This is a genomic window from Clostridium bornimense (assembly GCF_000577895.1).
Lineage (GTDB): Bacteria > Bacillota > Clostridia > Clostridiales > Clostridiaceae > Clostridium_AN > Clostridium_AN bornimense.
Window position 1 is genome coordinate 309,122 of sequence record NZ_HG917868.1, and the last position, 21,866, is coordinate 330,987.

At 29.8% G+C, this 21,866-nt stretch carries 18 protein-coding genes; 8 read left to right on the forward strand and 10 right to left on the reverse strand.

Annotated elements, in window-relative coordinates:
• The first annotated feature begins 42 nt into the window (after window positions 1-42).
• Complete coding sequence (locus CM240_RS01395) at window positions 43-900, forward strand: Cof-type HAD-IIB family hydrolase (protein WP_044039637.1); 858 nt, start codon at window positions 43-45, stop codon at window positions 898-900.
• Window positions 901-1,024: 124 nt separating this feature from the next.
• On the opposite strand, the gene CM240_RS01400 is transcribed toward CM240_RS01395, so the two are convergent.
• From CM240_RS01400 to CM240_RS01410, 3 genes are all read right to left on the reverse strand, one after another.
• The gene (locus CM240_RS01400; RefSeq protein WP_156930482.1) at window positions 1,025-1,957 is read right to left on the reverse strand and encodes an IS3 family transposase; all 933 of its coding nucleotides are present in this window, start codon (window positions 1,955-1,957) and stop codon (window positions 1,025-1,027) included.
• Window positions 1,915-2,595, reverse strand: coding sequence for a helix-turn-helix domain-containing protein (locus tag CM240_RS01405; RefSeq protein ID WP_044035761.1), 681 nt, complete (start codon window positions 2,593-2,595; stop codon window positions 1,915-1,917). The genes CM240_RS01400 and CM240_RS01405 overlap by 43 nt, the downstream gene beginning before the upstream one ends.
• An 89-nt stretch (window positions 2,596-2,684) precedes the next feature.
• The gene (locus tag CM240_RS01410; protein WP_044035906.1) at window positions 2,685-3,791 is read right to left on the reverse strand and encodes an SLC13 family permease; all 1,107 of its coding nucleotides are present in this window, start codon (window positions 3,789-3,791) and stop codon (window positions 2,685-2,687) included.
• Between the two features lie 125 nt (window positions 3,792-3,916).
• Here CM240_RS01410 and CM240_RS01415 point away from each other — a divergent pair, with 125 nt between their 5' ends.
• A complete protein-coding gene (locus tag CM240_RS01415; RefSeq protein ID WP_084485337.1) occupies window positions 3,917-4,432 on the forward strand; it encodes a L,D-transpeptidase in 516 nt (171 codons plus the stop codon).
• A 363-nt stretch (window positions 4,433-4,795) separates the two neighbouring features.
• On the opposite strand, the gene CM240_RS01420 is transcribed toward CM240_RS01415, so the two are convergent.
• The 6 genes from CM240_RS01420 to CM240_RS01445 form a co-directional block, all read right to left on the reverse strand.
• Entirely contained in the window at window positions 4,796-5,026 is a 231-nt protein-coding gene (locus tag CM240_RS01420; protein ID WP_044035908.1) for a hypothetical protein, read from the reverse strand.
• Between the two features lie 560 nt (window positions 5,027-5,586).
• On the reverse strand, window positions 5,587-7,473 hold the full coding sequence (locus CM240_RS01425; protein ID WP_044035909.1) for a PTS fructose transporter subunit IIABC: 1,887 nt from the start codon (window positions 7,471-7,473) through the stop codon (window positions 5,587-5,589).
• Window positions 7,474-7,494: 21 nt separating this feature from the next.
• Complete coding sequence (gene pfkB / locus CM240_RS01430) at window positions 7,495-8,406, reverse strand: 1-phosphofructokinase (RefSeq protein WP_044035910.1); 912 nt, start codon at window positions 8,404-8,406, stop codon at window positions 7,495-7,497.
• A 2-nt stretch (window positions 8,407-8,408) separates the two neighbouring features.
• A complete protein-coding gene (locus CM240_RS01435; protein WP_044035911.1) occupies window positions 8,409-9,152 on the reverse strand; it encodes a DeoR/GlpR family DNA-binding transcription regulator in 744 nt (247 codons plus the stop codon).
• A 137-nt stretch (window positions 9,153-9,289) separates the two neighbouring features.
• Window positions 9,290-10,687, reverse strand: a complete 1,398-nt coding sequence (locus CM240_RS01440) for a hypothetical protein (protein WP_044035912.1) — start codon at window positions 10,685-10,687, stop codon at window positions 9,290-9,292.
• Between the two features lie 80 nt (window positions 10,688-10,767).
• The gene (locus CM240_RS01445; RefSeq protein ID WP_044035913.1) at window positions 10,768-11,190 is read right to left on the reverse strand and encodes a metal-dependent transcriptional regulator; all 423 of its coding nucleotides are present in this window, start codon (window positions 11,188-11,190) and stop codon (window positions 10,768-10,770) included.
• A 205-nt stretch (window positions 11,191-11,395) separates the two neighbouring features.
• Between CM240_RS01445 and CM240_RS01450 the strand changes: the two genes are divergently transcribed.
• Window positions 11,396-11,626: a FeoA family protein gene (locus CM240_RS01450; RefSeq protein ID WP_044035914.1), complete on the forward strand. Its 231-nt coding sequence runs from the start codon at window positions 11,396-11,398 to the stop codon at window positions 11,624-11,626.
• A gap of 31 nt (window positions 11,627-11,657) precedes the next feature.
• A complete protein-coding gene (gene feoB, locus CM240_RS01455; protein WP_044035915.1) occupies window positions 11,658-13,769 on the forward strand; it encodes a ferrous iron transport protein B in 2,112 nt (703 codons plus the stop codon).
• Between the two features lie 390 nt (window positions 13,770-14,159).
• On the opposite strand, the gene CM240_RS01460 is transcribed toward feoB, so the two are convergent.
• Window positions 14,160-16,613 carry a peptidoglycan-binding protein gene (locus tag CM240_RS01460; protein ID WP_084485339.1) on the reverse strand — a complete coding sequence of 818 codons (2,454 nt, stop codon included), beginning with the start codon at window positions 16,611-16,613 and terminating at the stop codon, window positions 14,160-14,162.
• A 311-nt stretch (window positions 16,614-16,924) separates the two neighbouring features.
• Here CM240_RS01460 and CM240_RS01465 point away from each other — a divergent pair, with 311 nt between their 5' ends.
• From CM240_RS01465 to CM240_RS01480, 4 genes are all read left to right on the forward strand, one after another.
• A complete protein-coding gene (locus CM240_RS01465; RefSeq protein ID WP_044035916.1) occupies window positions 16,925-18,067 on the forward strand; it encodes a trans-sulfuration enzyme family protein in 1,143 nt (380 codons plus the stop codon).
• Window positions 18,068-18,187: 120 nt separating this feature from the next.
• Window positions 18,188-19,057 (forward strand): radical SAM protein, encoded by an 870-nt coding sequence (locus CM240_RS01470; RefSeq protein ID WP_044035917.1) that lies wholly within the window; start codon window positions 18,188-18,190, stop codon window positions 19,055-19,057.
• 25 nt (window positions 19,058-19,082) lie between these two features.
• Window positions 19,083-20,360, forward strand: coding sequence for an O-acetylhomoserine aminocarboxypropyltransferase/cysteine synthase family protein (locus CM240_RS01475; RefSeq protein ID WP_044035918.1), 1,278 nt, complete (start codon window positions 19,083-19,085; stop codon window positions 20,358-20,360).
• Between the two features lie 17 nt (window positions 20,361-20,377).
• Complete coding sequence (locus CM240_RS01480) at window positions 20,378-21,865, forward strand: nitrogenase component 1 (protein WP_044035919.1); 1,488 nt, start codon at window positions 20,378-20,380, stop codon at window positions 21,863-21,865.
• Window position 21,866: the final 1 nt, after the last annotated feature.

A 21,866-nucleotide genomic window follows, 5' to 3' on the forward strand; every position in this document is an offset into this window, starting at 1 on the left:
TAATAAGACAAGTAAATTTACTAAAGAAGGCGAGGAATGTTTATGATAAAGCTTATTGCATCAGATATGGATGGAACTTTACTTGGAAGTGATCATAAAATATCAAAAGAAAATTTAAAAGCTATAAAAATGGCAGAAGAGAAAGGCATAGATTTTGCTATAGTAACAGGAAGAAAATATGAAGATGTTGAACCATTTTTAAAAGAAGCAGGATTGAAGTGTCAATGTGTAGTTATGAATGGTGCCGAGTATCGTGATTATGATGGTAGCATAATAGAGAAAGTATATATAGATAAAATAAAGGCAAGAGAAGTTATAGAGAAGGTAAACAAAAAAGGTGTAGCATTACAAATATATACCAATAAGGGGATGTGGACTACAGAGACAAAAGAACAGGCATTAGAAGATACTGCTCATATGCTTGAAATTTTTATGAATATATCCTTTGAAGAGGCATTAAAAATAGCAGTTAATCATCCAGAGTATACAAGTTTAAATTATATTAGTGATTTAGATGAATTCTTTAATAGTGATGTTGAAATAGCAAAATTTGTTGCCTTTTATGATAGTGAAGAAACTACTAATAAAGTTAAAAAGGAATTAAGTGATATTGAAGGAATTGCAGTATCAGGAAGTTTTCATAGAAATATAGAGATAAATAATATAGAAGCACAAAAGGGACTTATTTTAGCTAAGGTAGCTAAAAAATTAGGTATAGAAAAGGATGAAGTTATAGTTCTAGGAGATAGTTTTAACGATTATTCTATGTTTAAAGAATTTCCTATATCCTTTGCTATGGGAAATGCAATTGATGAAATAAAAGCAATAGCAAAATATATAACAGATACTAATTATAATGATGGAGTTGCTAAGGCAATTTATAAAGTAATTAATGAATAATAACAATGATTAAAGAGACTGAAGTAATACTGAATTTTACAGTATGAACTGCTCCCTGTCAAGTAGACAGGTGAAATAATAAAAATATTTAATATAGCTAATCACTTTTGTGGTTAGCTATATTTTATGCTACAGATTTTAATAAATACTCCCTATATTCTAACGGAGTCATAGAGTTGAGACGTTTTTGATATCTACGATTATTGTAATAATCTATGTACTCTATAATTGCTGCTTCTAATTCTTCATATGAATTAAATTTCTTTAAATAATACATTTCTGATTTTAACATACCCCAAAATGCTTCCATTGGACCATTATCAATACAACGTGATACTCGTGACATACTTTGAATCATATTAGCTTCTTCAAGCTTTTTCTTAAATGTTTTTGAAGTATACTGAAAACCACGATCACTATGAAAAATAGGCGTAGCCTGCGGATACTCCCTACGGGCAATATCAAATGTTTGAAACACTAGATTATTATTATTTGAATGCCCAATTACAAAAGAGACAATACTCTTATCAGAAAGATCTAGAATTGCACTTAAATATGCTTTCTTTCCAATACCATACTTCATTTCCGTTACATCTGTGAGCCACTTTTCACCAAATTTATCTGCATAGAAATCTCTATTTAGAATATTATCAGCTACAGTTTCAGGTGTAGATTTTTTATAAGTTTTTCGTTTTCTACGACATACTGACTTTAGATTAAGAATACACATAAGCCTATAAATTCTCTTTGGATTTACATGAAAATCATTTTCACGATTTAATTTTATAGTCATTTGTCTATATCCTAATATTCCGTTTATTTCTTCATATGATTCTTGTATAAGTGATAATAACACCTCATTAAATTTTTCATTCATACTTACTTTGCGATTCGTCCATTTATAATATGCGGAGCGTGCAATACCGGCTATTTCACATAATTCTTTAATAGAAAAAGATTTTTGCTTATGCAACTCTTGTATTGCTAAATAGATAAATTCATTTTTTGTTTTACTTAAAATCGCCTCCTTTCTATTTCGTCTAACTTTTTTAAGAATTCTATCTCCATCTGTTGTCTACGATTTTCGGCTTCAAGTAATTTGTTTTTCGCTTTTAACTTTTCTATTTCAGACATTTCATCGGCAAGCTTTCGCTTTCCACGTTTATCTAATAGTGCTTCAATGCCATTGGTTTCATATTTCTTAATCCAACTATATATTTGTTGATATGATATTTGAAATTTTTCTGCTGTTTTAGCGTAATTTTTATCATTTTCTATATAATACTTTACAATCTCAATACGTTCATTATAAGTTGTAGTTCTACCTTTAGTCATAATTGCTGTCCCTCCAACTCCAGAAGATTTTAGTTTATTATGACTATTATATATTGAAATCCATCTTTGTAGTTGCGTTTTTGAACGTATTTTATATTTTGCACAAATTTCATCTTGAGAATATAAATTTGACAAATAAGCTTCTACTGCTTGTAATTTCAATTCTTTAGAATAGCCCTTATATCCTTCCATCGTAAAGGCTTCCGCGCCTATACTATTGTAGTTACGAATCCATTGACGAAAAGATTCTAAGGCAATCCCCAGCATAGATGAAAAATGACTCATACTATTTTTACTTTTTAGATATTCCTCAACATATTTAACTTTTTCTTCAGCACTAAAATTACGTTTTTTACACATAAAAAAATACTCCCTCTCATGATAGACATTTTAATTATTTTATGTGTCTACCATAAGGGGAGCATATCAGTATACAGCAGTCTCTTATATTATAATATTAACAAGTATATGATAGGTGTTAAAATAATTAAAAATATAAAATTATACTTAGTAAACTTCTTAAGATATGTAGTAGATTCATTACTAAATTCTTTTGAGTATAGCTTATATGAAATAACACTAGCTAATGATGCAATTAAGGTACCTAAACCACCAATATTTACAGATAATAAAAGTTCCTTATAGTAATCTGTAAATCCAGAAAGTAACATTGTTGCAGGTACATTACTAATGAATTGACTACTGATAATTCCTCCAATATATGTGTTTAATCCATTATTTAATATATTACTAATAAATATACGTATAGTTTCTATTGAAGATATATTCCCTATGAATATAAAGAAAGCTACAAAAGTTATTAATAATGAATAGTCTATTTTTATTAATAATTTTTTATCAAAAATAACAGTAGTTATTATGGTCATAACAAAAACGATTTTGTAGTTAATTAAGTGAAATACAGATAAAAGTATTATTATGAATAGAACAAAGAAAATAATACTTAAGCGTTTATTTTTAATAGTTACTTTTGATACTTTTACATCTAATTTATAGTTTTCTCCTTTTAGTGCAATTATAATAAGAAGAATTAAAGATAATAATGTTAAGGGAAATGTAATTTTAAAAAATTCTAGTGGTGATATATTAAAATATGAGTAAAGAAATAAATTTTGTGGATTTCCCATAGGAGTTAATGCACTACCTAAATTAGATGCAATTGTTTCAAGAACTATGATTTTTATTGGATTTATATTAATAGATGAACATATTATCAGAGTTAATGGTACAAAAGTTATTAGAGATACATCGTTAGTTACTATCATAGATGAAAAAAAACATATAGAAAGTAAAGCTATAGTAAGGTTTTTATAGCTTGAACAATTTTTTATAAATATAGATGCAATATAGTTCATAATATTAAATTCTTTAAATGCGGCAATAACTATCATTAAATTAAATAAAAGTATAAGAACTTTAAAATCTATATAACTTAATTTTGGTGTAGCAAAAAATGAAGTTAATATTGCTAAGATTGCTGCAATGAAAAGAACTAATTCGTTTTTTATATATTGAATTACAGAATTTATTTTCATAATGTACTCCTTTTAATATTAAATCTATCAATGATTTTATAGTATATTAATAAAATTTTCAAATTTAGGCACTATATTTTAGTATTGCATACAATAAAACATAAGTAATAATTATAGGAAAGGTTATGAATAAGGTTATTAGATGTTTAAGGTCATTAAAAAATAATATATATATAGGTGCTAAAAGGAAATCAGATGATATTGCATATAGCGGTGATTATGGCGAAGAAATTACAATAAAGGCTAACTCGAAAAATTATTATAGTAGTACTAATTATTTTATCTTTGTTGATTTAAAGAATTTCAGAACTAATATTTTTATAAGAAAAAATAATAAATGGGTTTTAGAGAAAACTTATTTATGTACAATTGGAAAACCATCAACACCAACTATAACAGGAGATTTTAAGGTAGGGGCAAAAGGCCTTTACTTTGGTGTTGAAAGAGGATATAAATGTTATTATTATACACAGATTAAAGGAAACTATTTATTTCATTCTATAATATACAACTTAGATGATACAGTAAGAGATGGACGACTTGGAATGAAGCTGTCAGATGGATGTATAAGACTTGCAAAAGAAAATGCAAAATGGTTATGGGATAATGTTGGGTTTGGAAGTGCAATTCATATAGAGTAATAGTGCACAAGTATGATGGCACAAGGCACAGGTATGGATGAAATTCCTGCAGAATTTTTTGAATTGTAAGAGCTTAAGTTAGGGGTATAGAATAGATTAGTTTTCTTAAGTTAGTTGTATTTGATACAAAACCATTACAGGATCTAATGAAGGTTGTACTTTCATATAGCTTGGACTAAAATTTTAAGATTTATAGTAAATATGAAAATACTTTGCTGTACGCAGGATTTATAATATTTTCCCCATAGGGAAAATTAACCTTACTTGTGCCCTCTAACCTGTGCCTTACCTTGTGCCATGATAAAAGGAACTATTGCTTATAAATTTTTATTTACTAATGCAACAGCCCCTATAATTTTTATTTTAGTTATTTTTTTTTATGTATTGTTGTGCCTTATTAATCATTTCTTGAGCGTCGGTGCTTATTTCGCTACCGAATTTTTTTGCATCATTTTTTATTGTATGACCTAAATTAGACATGGCACTTGCTGTAGAGTGAGTTGCTGACTTAGCATCTTCAGCTATATCAGAAGTAAATTTTTTTAAATCATTTTTAATGTTATCCATATTAGGTTTCATATTTTGATTATCCATATTACCATCTCCTTATAATATAAAATTAGTTTCTCATTATTTTATAGAAAATATACTAAATAGATATTAATTTATTTAAAAAGAAGGGGATGTATCATAAAGGAATGTGGCAGCTTTTTCAATCAAGGCATAGTGTTAGTGAATAAGTAAGAATTAATGTGAAGAGTTAAGGATGAAATTCCTGAGGAATTTCTTAGATTATAAGTGCCAAAGTTGGTGGACTAGAATCTATGTATTTATAGTAAGTATAAAACAACACTTAAGTATAATAGCTTTATATATGAGCTGAACATATAAATATATCACCATAATAAAAATTACATCTTCATAAAGTTTCGCTGAAGTTTCTGAATTTATAGTAAATATGAAAACGGCTTGCTGTCCGCAGGGCTATAATATTTTCCCCACAGGGGAAAATTAACTTTCATTATTCACCATTATCATTCACTCTTACTTATTCTCTACTATAATTTACCTGTGCCATACCTTGTGACATAATAAAAGAAGGTATCGCTAACAAATTTTCATTTGCTAATGCGACACCCTTTTTAAATATAAGTTTATTTTTCTACTACAGGTTTCTTTATTATACCAAGTATAAACATTGATACTACAGATCCAACAGCTAAGGCGATTAAGAATCCGAAAGGATTACTTATAACTGGAACTACAAATATTCCACCATGAGGAGCTCTAAGACCACATCCGAATGCCATTGATAAGGCACCAGCTATTGCTGATCCAGCAACAGAAGCAGGTATTACTCTTATTGGGTCAGCTGCTGCGAAAGGAATAGCTCCTTCTGTAATAAATGATAATCCCATGATATAGTTTGTTAATGCTGATTGTCTGTCACGTTTACTATATTTACTTTTAAAGAATGTTGAAGATAATGCAATTCCAAGTGGAGGTACCATACCACCAATCATAACTGCTGCCATTATTTCAAATTGTCCTGAACTTAATGCTGCTGTACCAAAAACATATGCAGCCTTGTTGAAAGGACCACCCATATCAATAGCCATCATACCACCAAGTATTGCACCAAGTATTATTTTACTGCTAGAATTCATACTCATTAAGAAGTTATTTAAAGCGTTATTTGCTGCTGATACTGGAGGGTTAATTAAGAAGAACATAATTGCTCCAATTCCAAGTATACCAAGTAGTGGATAAAGTAATACAGGTTTAAGACCTTCTAATGATGCTGGAAGATAAGATAGTAATTTCTTTAATAATACTACTAAATAACCAGCTATGAAACCTGCGGCTAAAGCGCCTAGGAAACCGGAACCACCATCTTTTGCAATCATTCCACCAACAAAACCTACAGCAAGTGCTGGCCTATCACCGATACTCATAGCTATAAATCCAGCTAATACTGGAAGCATAAATCCAAATGAAATATCACCAGTTTTCTTTAAAAATGCTGCGAAAGGTGTATTAGAACCAAAGTTAGAAGGATCTATTTCATAATTATCAAATAAGAAAGCAAGAGCTATTAGTAAACCACCACCAATAACAAAAGGTAGCATATGAGAAACACCGTTCATTAAGTGTTTATAAATCTTACGACCTATACTCTCATTATCAGAAGATTCACTTCCACTGTTATCGTTTCCATTTGAGTGATGATAAATTGCAGCATTTCCATTAGCTGCTTTAGTAATTAATTCTTCTGCTTTATGAATACCATCGGCAACCTTAGTTTTAATAACTTTTTTTCCATCAAAACGTGCCATCTCAACATTTTTATCAGCAGCGATAATAATACAGTCAGCATTTTCAATTTCTTCTTTAGTAAGAACATTTTTAGCGCCACCAGAACCATTAGTTTCTACTTTAATTGATATACCTAAATCTTTTGCTTTATTTTCAAGACTTTCTGCAGCCATAAAAGTATGGGCAATACCAGTAGGACAAGCAGTTACTGCTAATACTCTATAACCTTCTTTTGATGGTTGTTTTTCTTTAGCAGGTTCATCGAATTTTTCACGCTCTTTTTTATCAATAAGTTTTAAAAATGTTTCTTTATCTTTTGCATTTATAAGTGACTGTCTAAATGATTCATCCATCAATATTGTAGATAATCTTGATAATACTTCTAAATGTACATCATTGCCACCTTCAGGAGCTGCAATCATAAAGAAAAGGTGAGCAGGTGCACCATCTAAAGAATCATAATCTACACCTTTTTTAGAGACTGCAGCTGCAAGACCAGCTTTTTTTACTGCGGCAACTTTAGCATGAGGAATAGCTATACCTTCACCTATTCCTGTAGTGCTAAGAGATTCTCTAGCTAATATGCCTTCTTTATATGCTTTCTTATCATTTAAGTTTCCTGCTGCATTCATTAAGTCAACTAATCTGTCAATTGCTTCTGATTTTGAGTTAACATTAAAATTAAGATCAATTCCATTTTTATTAAGTAAGTCAATAATTCGCATATTTTTCACCTCGTAAACTATTTATATATCATTAAGTTGTTCTAACAACTGATACACCTTATCTTTTGTGGCTAAGCCTTCAGAAAATGCGCTAGCACTTCCAGTGGCAACACCCATTTTGAAAGCTTCTTTGAAATCATTAGTTTTTATAAAACCGGCTATAAAACCAGCAACCATAGAGTCGCCAGCACCGACAGAATTTTTTAGTGTACCTTTAGGAACTTCACTAAAATATATTTCTCCAGTACTTGTAATTAATATGGCACCATCACCGGCCATAGAAATAAGAACATTTTCAGCACCCATTTTTTGAAGCTTTTTACCATGAGATATTATTTCTTCTTTACTAGTAAGTTTAGTATTAAAAATTTCTCCTAGTTCATGATGATTTGGTTTTATTAAAAACGGTTTATATTTTAAAACATTTAAAAGTAAGTCTTTTGTAGCGTCTACTATAAATTTGATTCCCTTACCTTGTAGTCTACTCATAATATTTTCGTATGTGTCAGAAGGAAGAGAAGTAGGGATACTACCTGCCAGTACTAATATATCTCCATCATTCAGTGAATCTAACTTTTGGTTAAGGTGTAATATATCTTCAGGTGTAATTTTAGGGCCTTGACCATTGATTTCAGATTCTTTGCTACTTCTAAGTTTTACATTAATTCTAGACATACCTTCTTGTAATTTAACAAAATCACAATGAACTCCAAATTTTGATACACGTTTTGATATTTCATCACCAGTAAATCCTGCTATATATCCTAATGCTTCATTATCAATCCCAAGATTTTTTAAGACTATAGATACATTAATTCCTTTTCCACCAGCAAAGATTTCTTCATGGTTAGTTCTATTAACCATGCCTTCTTGAAAACTATCTACATCAACAATATAATCTAGGGAAGGATTTAAGGTAATTGTTTTTATCATAGTTATTCTACCTCCATTACATTAGTAAAATTTTTAAAGTTATTAGTACATTTAGGGATGATCATTATTGCATCATCTATATTTGCAAATGTAATAAAACTATTTTCATTAAATTTCGACTCATCGCAAAGTACATAACTTTTATTACACCTGTTTATAGCTTCTGTTTTCACTAGAGCTTCATTTATATCCGGTGTAGTATATCCGCTTTCAGCTGTAACACCATTAGTTCCAAAGAAGCCTTTAGTAAAGTTATACTTTTTTAGACTGTTTACAGCTTCTATGCCGATAATAGCTTCAGTAGTAAGTTTTACTTCTCCACCTAATATAAGAGTCTTGAAGCCATTCTGTATTAATTTTTTTGCATGAACTATACCATTAGTTACGAATACAACATTTTTAGCATCTATGTAATCAATAATTAGTTCAGTAGTAGTTCCAGCATCGATATAAACTATATCTTCATCATTAATAAGAGATGCTGCGTACTTAGCTAGTTTTTGTTTTGTATTAAAATTTAATTCTTTTTTTATATTAACTGTAGTTTCTTCTTTAAATTTAGTATTTGAAATTATAGTTGCTCCACCATGTATTTTTTTTAAAAGTCCTGATTTGTGAAGAGTATTTAAGTCACGTCTAATAGTTGATTCTGAAGCATCTAGTAAAGTGACTAACTCCGTTACTGTAATGGTAGATTGCTCTTTTAATTTCTCAAGAATAATTTCATGTCTTTCTTCTGTTAACATTTACATCACTCCCTGGTTATATAATAATCAAAATAAATCAAAAAATCAATAGTAATAATCAAAAATAATCAAAAACAGTCACAAACAATCAAAAAAATACTGTTGCAAGTTATTATTATATGCAACAGTAGACTATATTACTCTTCAGAATTAGGAACTAATTTTCTTATATTTTCTATTAAATCAATTTTTTCACTATATTTTAGCTCTATTCTATAAATAAAATTCATCCATTTTTCTACAGAATTTAGAATTTCTATATATATGTATTGAATCTTTGTAATGTACTTTGTTATATCATCGTATGAGTTATCATTATTCATTCTTAGTAGAAGTTCAAATACAGATATATAATAATCAATTATTTCTATAGGAAATCTTTCTTTTAAGTGATCTGCAAACTTATCTAACACTTCAAAATCGTTATCTTCTGGAGGGGTAGTTTTAGCATTCTTTAATATTTCTATAATGTTATCGTAAAGTTTTTCATAAAGACATATTTGTAAATAGTCTTCTTTTGTATTGATACTAAATTTTACAATATTAAGTAGACTAGGACGTATGCTAATAAATTCAGCTTCATCCATACAGTCTTTTATTCTTTTATATTCCTCAAAATAATTCTTTTTATATGGAATTTTAAAAGCAGAAATTAATAATTGTATATAATCATACATGTTGCCAGTAGTTGAATAATAATGCAGTGTCTTATCAACTATATTTTTAGTAATATCCATATGATTAAAAGATTCTTTAGCTAATTTATTTAATTTTTCTTCTTCTCCGTATTTTATATAGGAATTTAAAAGATAATTATATATATCAACTATTGGTTCTTCATTATTAAGTAGGGCTTCTTCGCAAGCTTCTATAGCTTTATCATTTTGATGTGTATTTATATAATATTTAGCTAATTCCCAAGAGGTCATTCCAAATTTTTCTCTTTTGATTCTTAAGAACTTTTCTTCATTATTTAATTTGTCTTTGTATATATTCATTATAAATAAATAATCGTTATCGGTAGGGTTTTTCTCTAGTAAATCTACAGTTTGAGTCCATAATTTTGAATTAGTACATAAGTTAGAGAAAAAGTCTAAAAAAGTATCTTTTATCGTATCGTTTAACTTGTTGTAATATACAAAGATTTTATTTATTAATTTTGATTTACAAGTATCATCAATTTCATTGTTTGATGATATTAGAGTTAAAGAATCTATTATACTAAAGAATTCAGATAAATCGTCATCAGAGTAATCAGTTTTATTTTCTAATTTAGAAAGAAGCCTAGAAAGTATGTCCCATTTTTCCCATAATAATCTTTGAGGAGATTCATCTACTATAGTTTTAGGTATCATAGATATTGAAGATGTATGAACTAAAGAAATAGGTTGTTTATTTGATTTAGTATTTTTTTGAATCCAGTCTAAAATTAAATTATTAATATTGCTATCTATTTCAGAAAGATAAAATATTAAAGATTCTAAATCGGTTTTATTAATGATGGAAAGTTCACTTTTTAATAATTTTTTCTCCAAAGATAACAACTCCTTATAAAAAATTACAATCTAATAATATTATACAATAAAATAACGTAAAAATATAGGAATTATTAATATTAATGGGAATTTATAGAATTATCTATAAAGTTTTTTATACAGTTTAAGGTTTCTTCATTTATTACATGTTCAATTTTTTCGGTTTCTTCTAAGATAGAATCTTTCACGCCTAAAATAGATAAAAATTTGAAGATTGTATTATGCCTTTTATATAGATATTCACCATAATGTTTTCCATAAGTAGTTAATTTTATAGTACTATATTTTTCATATTCAATTAATTTTAAAGCACATAATTTTTTTACCATATTATTAGTAGAGGGAGCTGTTACATTAAGAGAATGTGATAATTCGCTAACTCGTGTGTAGCCTTGATCTAATGAAAGTCTATAAATCATTTCTATATAGTCCTCCATAGATGCTGTTATGAGATTATTGTTGAGATATGTGTTAAAAGTATAGAATGTATTTTTATCGTCCAATGATATCACCTCAAAAATATAATTATAGATATATATATTTTTATAAGTCTTGTAGTAGTACATAAATATAGTAGTAAGTGAATGGTACTACTTTGAAAATGTGTAACGATATTTTTTTATTATGAATAGTATATAGTGAGTAATAAAAGTTAGATTAATCTAACAAATATACTTATGAATTTTATGTTTTATGGAGGAAAATAAAATGGAGATGTTATCAGAAATAGGGGCAGGGGAATCAGCTGTAGTTACATCAAATGAAGCAGGAGAATTATTAAAAGAGCGGTTACTGTCTCTAGGATTAACTAAGGGAGCAGTTATAGAAGTACTACGGAAAGGGCCTAAAAATAATTTGACAGTTTATAGAATTCGTGGAGCCATGATTGCACTTAGGAAAGAAGAATCTTCGTTAATTAAGGTTTCTTTGGCTAAGTGATTATATATTAATTATCTTAGGAGTGATACTGTTGGGGTTAACAGCTCAATCAACTAAAAGTACAGCTATGAAGGATATATTTAATATCGAAAGAAAGTCAAATCAGTATGTTATTGCACTGGCGGGAAATCCAAACACAGGGAAAAGTACAGTTTTTAATTATTTAACTGGGCTTCATCAACATACGGGAAATTGGCCAGGAAAAACGGTGGTTAATGCAAGAGGAGAATTTAAATATAAAGGTAATGAATATGTTCTGGTAGATTTACCAGGGACATATTCATTACTTTCATCATCTATAGATGAAGAGGTAGCAAGAGATTTTATTTGTTATGGAGATTATGATGCAGTAATAGTTGTAACTGATGCCACGTGTTTAGAGAGAAATTTGAATCTGGTATTTCAAGTTATGGAATTAACAGATAAAGTTATTACTTGCGTAAATCTTATAGATGAAGCTAAAAAGAAAAATATTATTATAGATAAAGAGGGAATAGAGAATGAATTAGGTATTCCTTTAGTATTAACTGCGGCACGGCAAGGTGAAGGAATGGATGAGTTAAAAGATATTATAGAAAAAGTAGCCTTTAATAAAATAAATACTAAGCCTAATAATGTTATTTATGATGATGATATAGAAAATATGGTATTGGAAACATCAAAGTTATTAGAAGAGTATGGGTCAATAAATAAGAGGTGGATATCGTTAAGGCTTTTGGATAGCCAAGTTAATATCTTTGATAAAATGGATGAATTAGGGGAAAAGTTCAATAGTAATGTTGCAAAAGAGATACAAGGTAAATTAGATTATAAAATAGATAAAGTTAAGCTTAGAGAGAAAGTTTCTAAAATAAACTATGATAAGGCAAATGAAATAAAAGAGAAGTATGTAAAAGAAGATATGAAAAAAATTAATAGAGATAAAAAAATTGATGATATTGTAACATCAAAAAGATGGGGAATACCATTAATGTTATTGTTATTAGGAGTTATCTTTTGGATAACTATACAAGGAGCTAACTATCCTTCAAAGATATTATCAGATTTACTATTTGGTTTACAAGATAAGCTAACAGATTTATTTAACTATTTAGGAGCACCAGATTGGTTACATGGAGTATTAGTTCTTGGAATGTATAGAACATTGGCATGGGTAGTATCTGTGATGTTACCGCCTATGGCTATATTTTTTCCGTTATTTACGTTATTAGAAGATTTAGGATATTTGCCTAGAGTAGCTTTTAATATGGATCATTTGTTTAAAAAGGCATGCGCTCACGGAAAGCAATGTCTTTCAATGTGTATGGGATTCGGTTGTAATGCAGCGGGAGTAGTTGGGTGTAGAATAATTGAGTCACCAAGAGAAAGAATGATAGCGATACTAACTAATAACTTTGTACCCTGTAATGGAAGATTTCCAACACTTATAGCAATAGCAACTATATTTTTTGCAACGACTGCTAATGTTTTCACTAATTCCATTATACAAGCTTTAGCAATAGCAATAATTATAGTCATAGGTATAGGAATAACATTGTTAGTATCCTATATTTTATCAAAGACTTTGTTGAAAGGAATACCATCAAGTTTTACTTTAGAGTTACCTCCATATAGGGTACCTAAGATAGGAAGAATTTTATATAGTTCAATTTTAGATAGAACATTGTTTGTCTTAGGAAGAGCAATTGCTGTAGCAGCGCCAGCAGGTGCTATAACTTGGATTTTAGCCAATATTTATATTGGCGATGCTAGTATAATGGCTCATATTGCTAATTTTCTACAACCTATTGGAGAGTTTATAGGATTAGATGGATTTATATTAATGGCTTTTATAGTAGGTTTGCCAGCTAACGAAATTGTTTTGCCTATATTATTAATGGGATATCTAGCTACAGGATCTATGAATGATTTCTCAAGTTTAGATTCTCTTAGAACAATTTTAGTGAATAATAACTGGACTATGCTCACAGCGTTAAATACTATGTTATTTAGTTTACTCCATTGGCCTTGTGCTACTACGTTGTTTACTATAAAAAAAGAAACAGGAAGCAAAAAGTGGACTATAATATCTTTTATATTGCCTACGGTAATAGCTTTTGTAGTATGCTTTTGTACCAAAACAGTATATAATTTTATATTTTAGAATTATATAGATTATATGATATTTTATTAAGTGAAAATTTATAACTTAGATAACAACAGTTAAGTATAATAGATTTATATATTAAGGGGCTGTCGTAGTAGCAAATGAAAATTTGTAGGCGAGAGCCTTTTTCAGTGCACAGTGATGGTTGAAATTCCTGCAGAATTTCTTCAATAACTATTGAACATTTGCTCTTATCTATTCACTAGTATACCTTAATTGTGCCCTGTGTCTTCTAATCTGTGTTTTGTGATTAAATTAATATTTATACGGAATTATATAAAATAAAGTATTAAAAATAGGACTGAAGCACAAAATTTATTTTGCTACAGTCCCATTGTATTTTTATAAAATCATACATATAAATAATTTGTCATTGTTATATACATATTAGCAGTAATAGCAATTTCCGCAATTATGGCAATGATGATGATGTTTTTTCTTTTTCTTCTTCTTTTTTTTCTTCCAATCTTTACATTTCTTATATTTCTTTTCAGTAATATCTTTTTCTTTATGGTGGTGATGCTCAGGGCAAGGTGGACAAGGCGGACATTGAGGGCAAGGTGGACATTCTGGACACTTTGGACATACTACATTATACTCATTAGATGCTTTACTCTCTTGTATAGGTGGATTAGAAGTATAAATATAAGTGTTAGGTGTAGTATTTGCAGGAGTTTGAATGCAAGCAGGACAAGAATGAGCATGTTGCACTTCTATATCAGCACCGATTAAAGTAGGTCTTGTGTTAGAGGCATCAGAATTTATATCTCTATTATCATCGTCAACAACATATTTACCAAAGTAAACATTTTTATATTCTTCCATCATATCATCCCAAGTATTTTTATTGACTACTCCATTAGCATCGAGATTATCTTCTAATTGAAAAACTACTAAATTTTCACGAGTCTTTTCACCAAATTCACCATCAAGTATTAAAGGTTTAATTTTTGAATTATCTTTATGAATTATATTCAAAACTTCTTGTAATACTTTAATCCAATTTCCTGAATCACCTATTTTAAATTCTATATTAGGATATTCATAGTATAGTTTTGGAGTATTAACATTATTTGTAGAATCTAATTTGGAGTAAACCTCAAAAATCATATTCCAGGTAGCAGGTCCCACTATTCCATCTGGATATAATCCAAAATATTTTTGAAAAGCAATTACGGCAGCCTTAGTCTTTGGACCAAAGTATCCATCTGCAGATATATCTGGAATTACATTATATTTATAAGAGATTGAGGAAAGATAAGATTGAATCCTCCTTACATCATATCCTTTACTACCTTCTTTTAATACATATCCAGGATATTCTGGTGGTTTTACTATGCCTTCTTCTAAGTTACTTTCTATACTTTTAAAAGTATTATATATTTTATCCCAAGTTTTTTTACCTACAATACCATCGACTTGAAGATCAAAGGCATCTTGAAAATCTTTTACTACATTTTCTGTATCAATTCCAAATATGCCGTCAATTTTTACTGGAGAAATATCTTCATAATAAGCAGAAATAGTACTTAAAAAGTATTGAAGTTGTTTTACAGTTTCACCAGTGGAACCTCTTTTTAATATTCCAGGATAAGTGATAGTAGAAGGAAGTTGTTCACCTTCAGATTCTAATTCTGCTAAGCTCTTTACAGCAACATAGATAGAAGAAATTTTATACCAAGTTGCTCTACCGATTATTCCATCAGCAGTGAGATTGAATATTTTTTGAAATGCTTTCACAGATTTTTCTGTGTTTTCGTCAAATACACCATTAACGGGATAGATTTTTGGTATAGCAGGATAATTATCGCTAATTCTATTTAGTTGTATTTGGATAGTTTCAACATCGGCACCTTCTTTACCAAGTTGTAATAATTCTCCAGGATAAGATTCTAGGCTGCCTTCTACAGTACTAGTTCGTCTTAACTCAATATCATTTCCATAGTAATGTCGAAGAATTTCTAGTGCAGAATAATTTTGATTTGCTAAATCTACTGTTCCCCATTGAGAGAGGCCTTTGCAAGTTACTGTTGATCCATTACAATACTTAGCAAATAAAGGCTCTTCAAAACCTATTCTTCCTATATAGACATTGAAAAGAGCGTCAACTATTTTACTTATATTATCAAAAATATCTCTATTTTTTACGAAATATTGATCATAAGCTGTAGAATTAGTAATTTGAAAACTATACCCTTTATTTCGATACCATTCGGTATAGATTCTATTTAATGCAAAAGAAACTTGGCAATTAATATTTGATATTAATGCTTCAGTAGGCCAAGTTGGATAAATTTCACTAGAAGCAACGTTCTTAATATAATCTATGAATGGAACAGTTACATCTTCGGCATAAGAATTAGGTGAACCTAAGTGTACAGTAATATATTGAGGAATATATGGTTCTTTTAATACATAAGTGCTAGTAGGAGGTGGTCCTACTTGTCTATTAGGTATATCTAAGAGTAATGCATTTTTAGGTATATCTATTACTTCAAAATTGTCTACTCCTTTTGCACTTGGTATCATTGCTATTTTTTGAAGGGTAGTTATGCCATCAAAAATTTCTACTCCATGAACTATAATATCTTTAAATCCAGTACTTCTAACATGAATATCATATGTTTCATAAGGGACTAAGTCTTTAGTAGGTTTTAGAGATAAATCTTTATCTTTTGTTTCTAACTTTATATAAGATGTTTTACCATCAATGTCTACGTTAAAATCTGATTCAGCAATAGTTATGCCATTAGCTATTTTTTTTATCGTAACAGTAGCAGTAGTCACTGGTCTAGCTTCTCTTCCGATGTAGAGTTGGACTTGAAGTCTTCCTGAACCCATAAAAATCTCCTTAAAATTGTTACCTTACTGTTTATAATATGAAAAATATAAGGTAGGGGTTCGTAATAACATTATTTTAAAATAATGATAATGCATATGTTGAAAAATAATGAATGTAAAAATATTATAAAAAATAACAAAAAATAGTTGACTAAAATGAAAAGGAAGAATATACTAAATCCTATAGGAAAACAAGAATTAAAAGGAGCGGTATTATGATAAAAATGAATTGTTGTCTTAAAAGGTGTAAATATTAAAATAATTTTATTTTGCAATAAAACCAAGTAAAACGATAGGAATGAGGTGTAAATATGAAATTAAATTCAAAGTTAATTCACGGGGGAGTAGATGGAGATAAAACTACTGGATCAGTAAATGTACCTGTATATTTAACATCGACTTATAAGCAACCGAGATTTGGAGAGAATTTAGGTTATGAATATTCAAGAACAGGAAATCCGACAAGAGAAGCAGTAGAAAAGCTTATAGCAGATTTAGAAAAGGGGATTAGAGGTTTTGCTTTTGCGTCAGGAATGGCAGCAATAACAGCAGTATTAAATTTATTTAAAAGTGGAGATAAGATTCTTATCAATGATAATTTATATGGAGGAACTTTCAGAGTAATAGATAAAATATTTAGTAATTTTAATCTTACTTATGAAATTGTAGAAGATTTTAATAATTATAATTTTGATAATGTAGACGAATCTGTAAAAGCTGTGATTATTGAAACTCCTACAAATCCATTATTAACTATAACAGATTTAGAAAAAGTTTCAGAAAAAGCAAAGAAAGCTGGTTTATTAACAATAGTAGACAATACTTTTATGACTCCATATTTACAAAATCCATTAGATTTTGGAGTAGATATCGTAGTTCATTCTGCTACCAAATATTTAGGAGGACATTCAGATACTGTAGCAGGATTAGTAGTTGTAAATAGTGAGGAGTTAGGTAAAAGACTTCATTTTATTCAAAATTCTACAGGGGGAGTATTACCACCATTCGATTCATATCTATTAATAAGAGGAATAAAGACTCTTTCAGTTAGATTAGACAGACATCTTGAAAATGCTAGAGCTATAGTTGAGTTTTTACAAGAGCAAGATGCTATAGAAAAAATATACTATCCAGGCATAAAAGAACACCCAGGTTATGAAATAAATAAAAAGCAGGCAAGAGGAGCGGGAGCTGTAATTTCATTTGCTTTAAAGGAAAACTATGATTTTAAAAAGTTTATAGATTCTCTAGAATTAATAACTTTCGGGGAAAGTTTAGGAGGTGTAGAGTCATTATTATGTCATCCAGCTACAATGACCCATGCAGCACTTCCAGAAGAAGCAAGAGAAGCTTTAGGAATTAACGATAGACTTTTGAGATTATCAGTAGGAATTGAAGATAAAAATGACTTGATTGATGAGTTATCAAGAGCTCTTAAAAATAGCAAAAATTAAGTTGTTTTTTAGTGATTTATAAAGTATGAAGTCGTAATATTACAAAAATTAAAATAGAAGGTAATATAGCTATTATTATTTTAAAACCAAGTAATTCTATAGGAATAGGGGGGTAGAATTATGGACAAATTTCAAGAGTTAGAATTAAGACATCCATGCTTTAGCAAGAAAGCTCATTTTAATAAGGGGAGAATACACCTTCCTGTAAGTCCATTATGTAATATTCAATGTAAGTTTTGTAAAAGAGGTTTTAATAAGTTTGAAGAGAGACCGGGGGTAACAAGGAAGATATTAAAACCAGAGGAAAGTGTAGAAATTGTGAGAAAGGCATTGGAACTTTGTCCTGAAATATCAGTTGTAGGAATAGCAGGTCCAGGAGATACTTTAGCAACAGATGATGCAATAAATACTTTTGCTGCAATAGGTAAGGAGTTTCCAGAATTAATAAGTTGTTTAAGTACCAATGGATTAGAACTATATAATAAAGCTGAAGCTATAGCAAAGGCTGGTGTAAAGACATTAACAGTTACTGTGAATTCGGTAAATCCTAAAACACAAAAAGATATAATTTCTTATATAAATGTCGATGGTAAAAAGATAATAGGAGAAGAGGCAGCAAGAATACTAATAGATGCTCAATTGCGTGGAATAAAGAAGATTTCAGAATTGGGAGTAGTAGTTAAAATAAATACTGTATTAATACCTGGCTTAAATGATGGAGAAATTGAGGAGATAGCTAAGACCACAGCAGAGAAAGGTGCAAGTATTATAAATATAATACCGTTAATACCACAAAATGAATTTTCGGACCATAGAAGACCTACTTGTGAAGAAATTGAAAAAGCACGAAGTGATGCAGAAAAATATCTTAAGGTATTTAAACATTGTAAACATTGTAGAGCTGATGCTTGTGGTATACCAGGTAAAGGGGTAGATATTTCAAAACTTTTATATGATATTCAAGTTGAAGAGACTTTTTCACATGGTTAAAGAATAGAAGGAAAGGTGTAATGATATGGGTGAAAATTATAGAATCGGGACAATAGCAATAAAGGGTGGATATAATCCAAAGGGTGGAGAACCAAAAGTAGTGCCTATTGTACAAAGTGCTACTTATGAACAAGATGATCCAGAGTTTGTTGCAAAGGTATTTAATTTAGAGGCAGATGGATATCTGTATGGAAGGACAGGAAATCCAACGGTTACGGCATTAGAAGAAAAGTTTGCAGAGCTTGAAAAAGGTGTTGCAGCGGTAGCCACCGCATGTGGACAAGCAGCTGTAGTTTATTCAATATTAGCTTTAGCTAAGGCTGGAGATCATATTATAGCTTCATCGGCAGTATATGGAGGAACTTATAATTTATTAAAGATAAATTTACCTAAGTTAGGAATAGAGACAACTTTTGTAGATCCCGAAGCAAGTAAAGAAGAAATTTTAAAGGTAGCAAAATCTAATACAAAAGCAATTTATGGAGAGACTATTGGGAATCCGGGTTTGAATGTATTAGACTTTGAGAAGTTTGCAGCTGTGGCTAAGGAATTAGATATACCATTTATAGTGGATAATACAATAGCGACACCTTATTTAGTGAATCCTATTGATTACGGAGCTAATGTTGTAGTCCATTCTACTACTAAATATGCTAATGGCCATGCTGATGCATTAGGGGGAATTATTGTAGATGGAGGTAATTTCAATTGGGATAATGGCAAATTTCCTGAATTTGTAGAAGAAGATCCAAGTTATCATGGAATAAGTTTTGTAAAAAATTTTGGGAAATCAGCTTATGCAACTAAAATACATTCAACGTTGATTAGAGATTTTGGAGCTATTCCGGCACCGGTAAACGCATTTTTAACTAATAGAGGATTGGAAACATTGCATTTAAGAGTACAAAGACATAGTGAAAATGCTTTAAAGTTAGCGAAATATTTAGAAAGTCATCCTAAGGTATCATGGGTTAACTACCCTTATTTAGAATCAAGTTCTCAGTATAATAGAGCAAAGAAATATTTAAGAGGTGGTGGAAGTGGAATTTTGACTTTTGGATTAAAAGGGGGAGAAGCTGTAGCTGGTAAGTTAATAGAAAATTTAAAAGTAACATCTTTAGTAGTAAATTTAGGGGATGTACGTTCATATATAATTCATCCATGGAGTACCACTCATGCACAATTATCAAGTGAGGAAAAAATCAAAAGTGGAGTGTTACCAGACCTTCTAAGAGTTTCTGTAGGAGTTGAGGATATCAATGATATTATTGAGGATTATAGTGAAGCTTTAGAGAAAATATGATATATGGAGGGAGATAAATGAGAATTAATTTAGAGCATCCAGAGGTTCAAAAAAGAGAAGAGAGGTTGAATTCTATAAGTGGATTTGCAGGTACTGCTAGAGAACTTTGTGATAAGTCTAATAGTGGTAGATTATGTGATAAGAAGCGTAGTTTTAGTCAATGTTTAGGTTGTAGTTCAGGTAACGCTATATGTCAGAGCATAATGATTCAAGATACAGTTACTATAAATCATGCACCACTTGGATGTGCTGGGGATTTTGCAGATTTTAATTTTACTAATAGGGTAAATAGAGGGTTTAGAAATTTAGAGATAAAAAATTGTAGAGCTATTAGTACAAATTTAGAAGAGAAAGACACTATTTATGGTGGAGGAGAAAAGTTAAGGAAAACTATTGAGTTAGCATATGAAAGATATAATCCAAAGGCTATATTTGTAACAGCTTCTTGTGCATCAGGAATTATAGGAGATGATATAGAATCAATAACAAATGAAGCTGAGGAGAAACTAGGTATTCCTGTTGCATATATTTCTTGTGAAGGATTTAGATCTAAATTATGGACCACAGGATTTGACGCAACATTTCATGGAATTTTAAGAAAAGTTGTAAAACCACCTGTTAAGAAACAGGACGACCTAATAAATGTAATAAACTTCTGGGGAAGCGATATATTTACCGACCTATTTAAGAGACTTAATTTACGACCTAATTATATAGTCCCATTTTCAACAATAGAGCAATTAGAAAAAATATCTGAGGCAACAGCAACAGTACAAATCTGTCCAACTCTTGGAACTTATTTAGCAGCAGGATTAGAGCAAGAATACGGAGTTAAAGAAGTAAAGGCGCCAGTACCATATGGTCTAAAAGGAACAGACAATTGGTTTAGGGAACTTGGAAAAATAACTGGAAAAGAAAAAGAAGTAGAAGAATTAATAGCAAAAGAAAAAGAAAAAATTGCACCTAAGCTTAAAGAATTAAGAGAGAAGCTTAAGGGAAAAAGAGCTTATGTAACAGCAGGGGCAGCGCATGGTCATAGTATAATTGCTCTTTTAAAGGAGCTTGGATTAGAAGTTACTGGAGCCGGGATATTTCATCATGATCCTAAATATGATTGTGATGGTGGTGCCAGAAATAAATGCTGTAATGGAAGCACTGAAAGTTTAAATCACGTAGTAAATACTTATGGAGATGTACCTAATTTTCACGTCTGCAATAAGCAAGCGTTTGAATTAGTAAATAATTTAAATAGAATAAAGCCAGATTTGTTAATTGCTAGACATGGTGGAGTTTCAGTATGGGGAATAAAGCTTGGAATTCCAACATTGTTAGTTGGTGATGAACAATTTGGATTAGGTTATCAAGGAATAATAAATTATGGAGAAAAAATTCTTCAAATATTAAATACAAAAGAATTTTCTGAGAACATTGCTTCTCATTCATTATCACCATATTCAGATTGGTGGCTTAGTCAGCCAGCAAATAAATTTATAGGGGGAAAGTAAG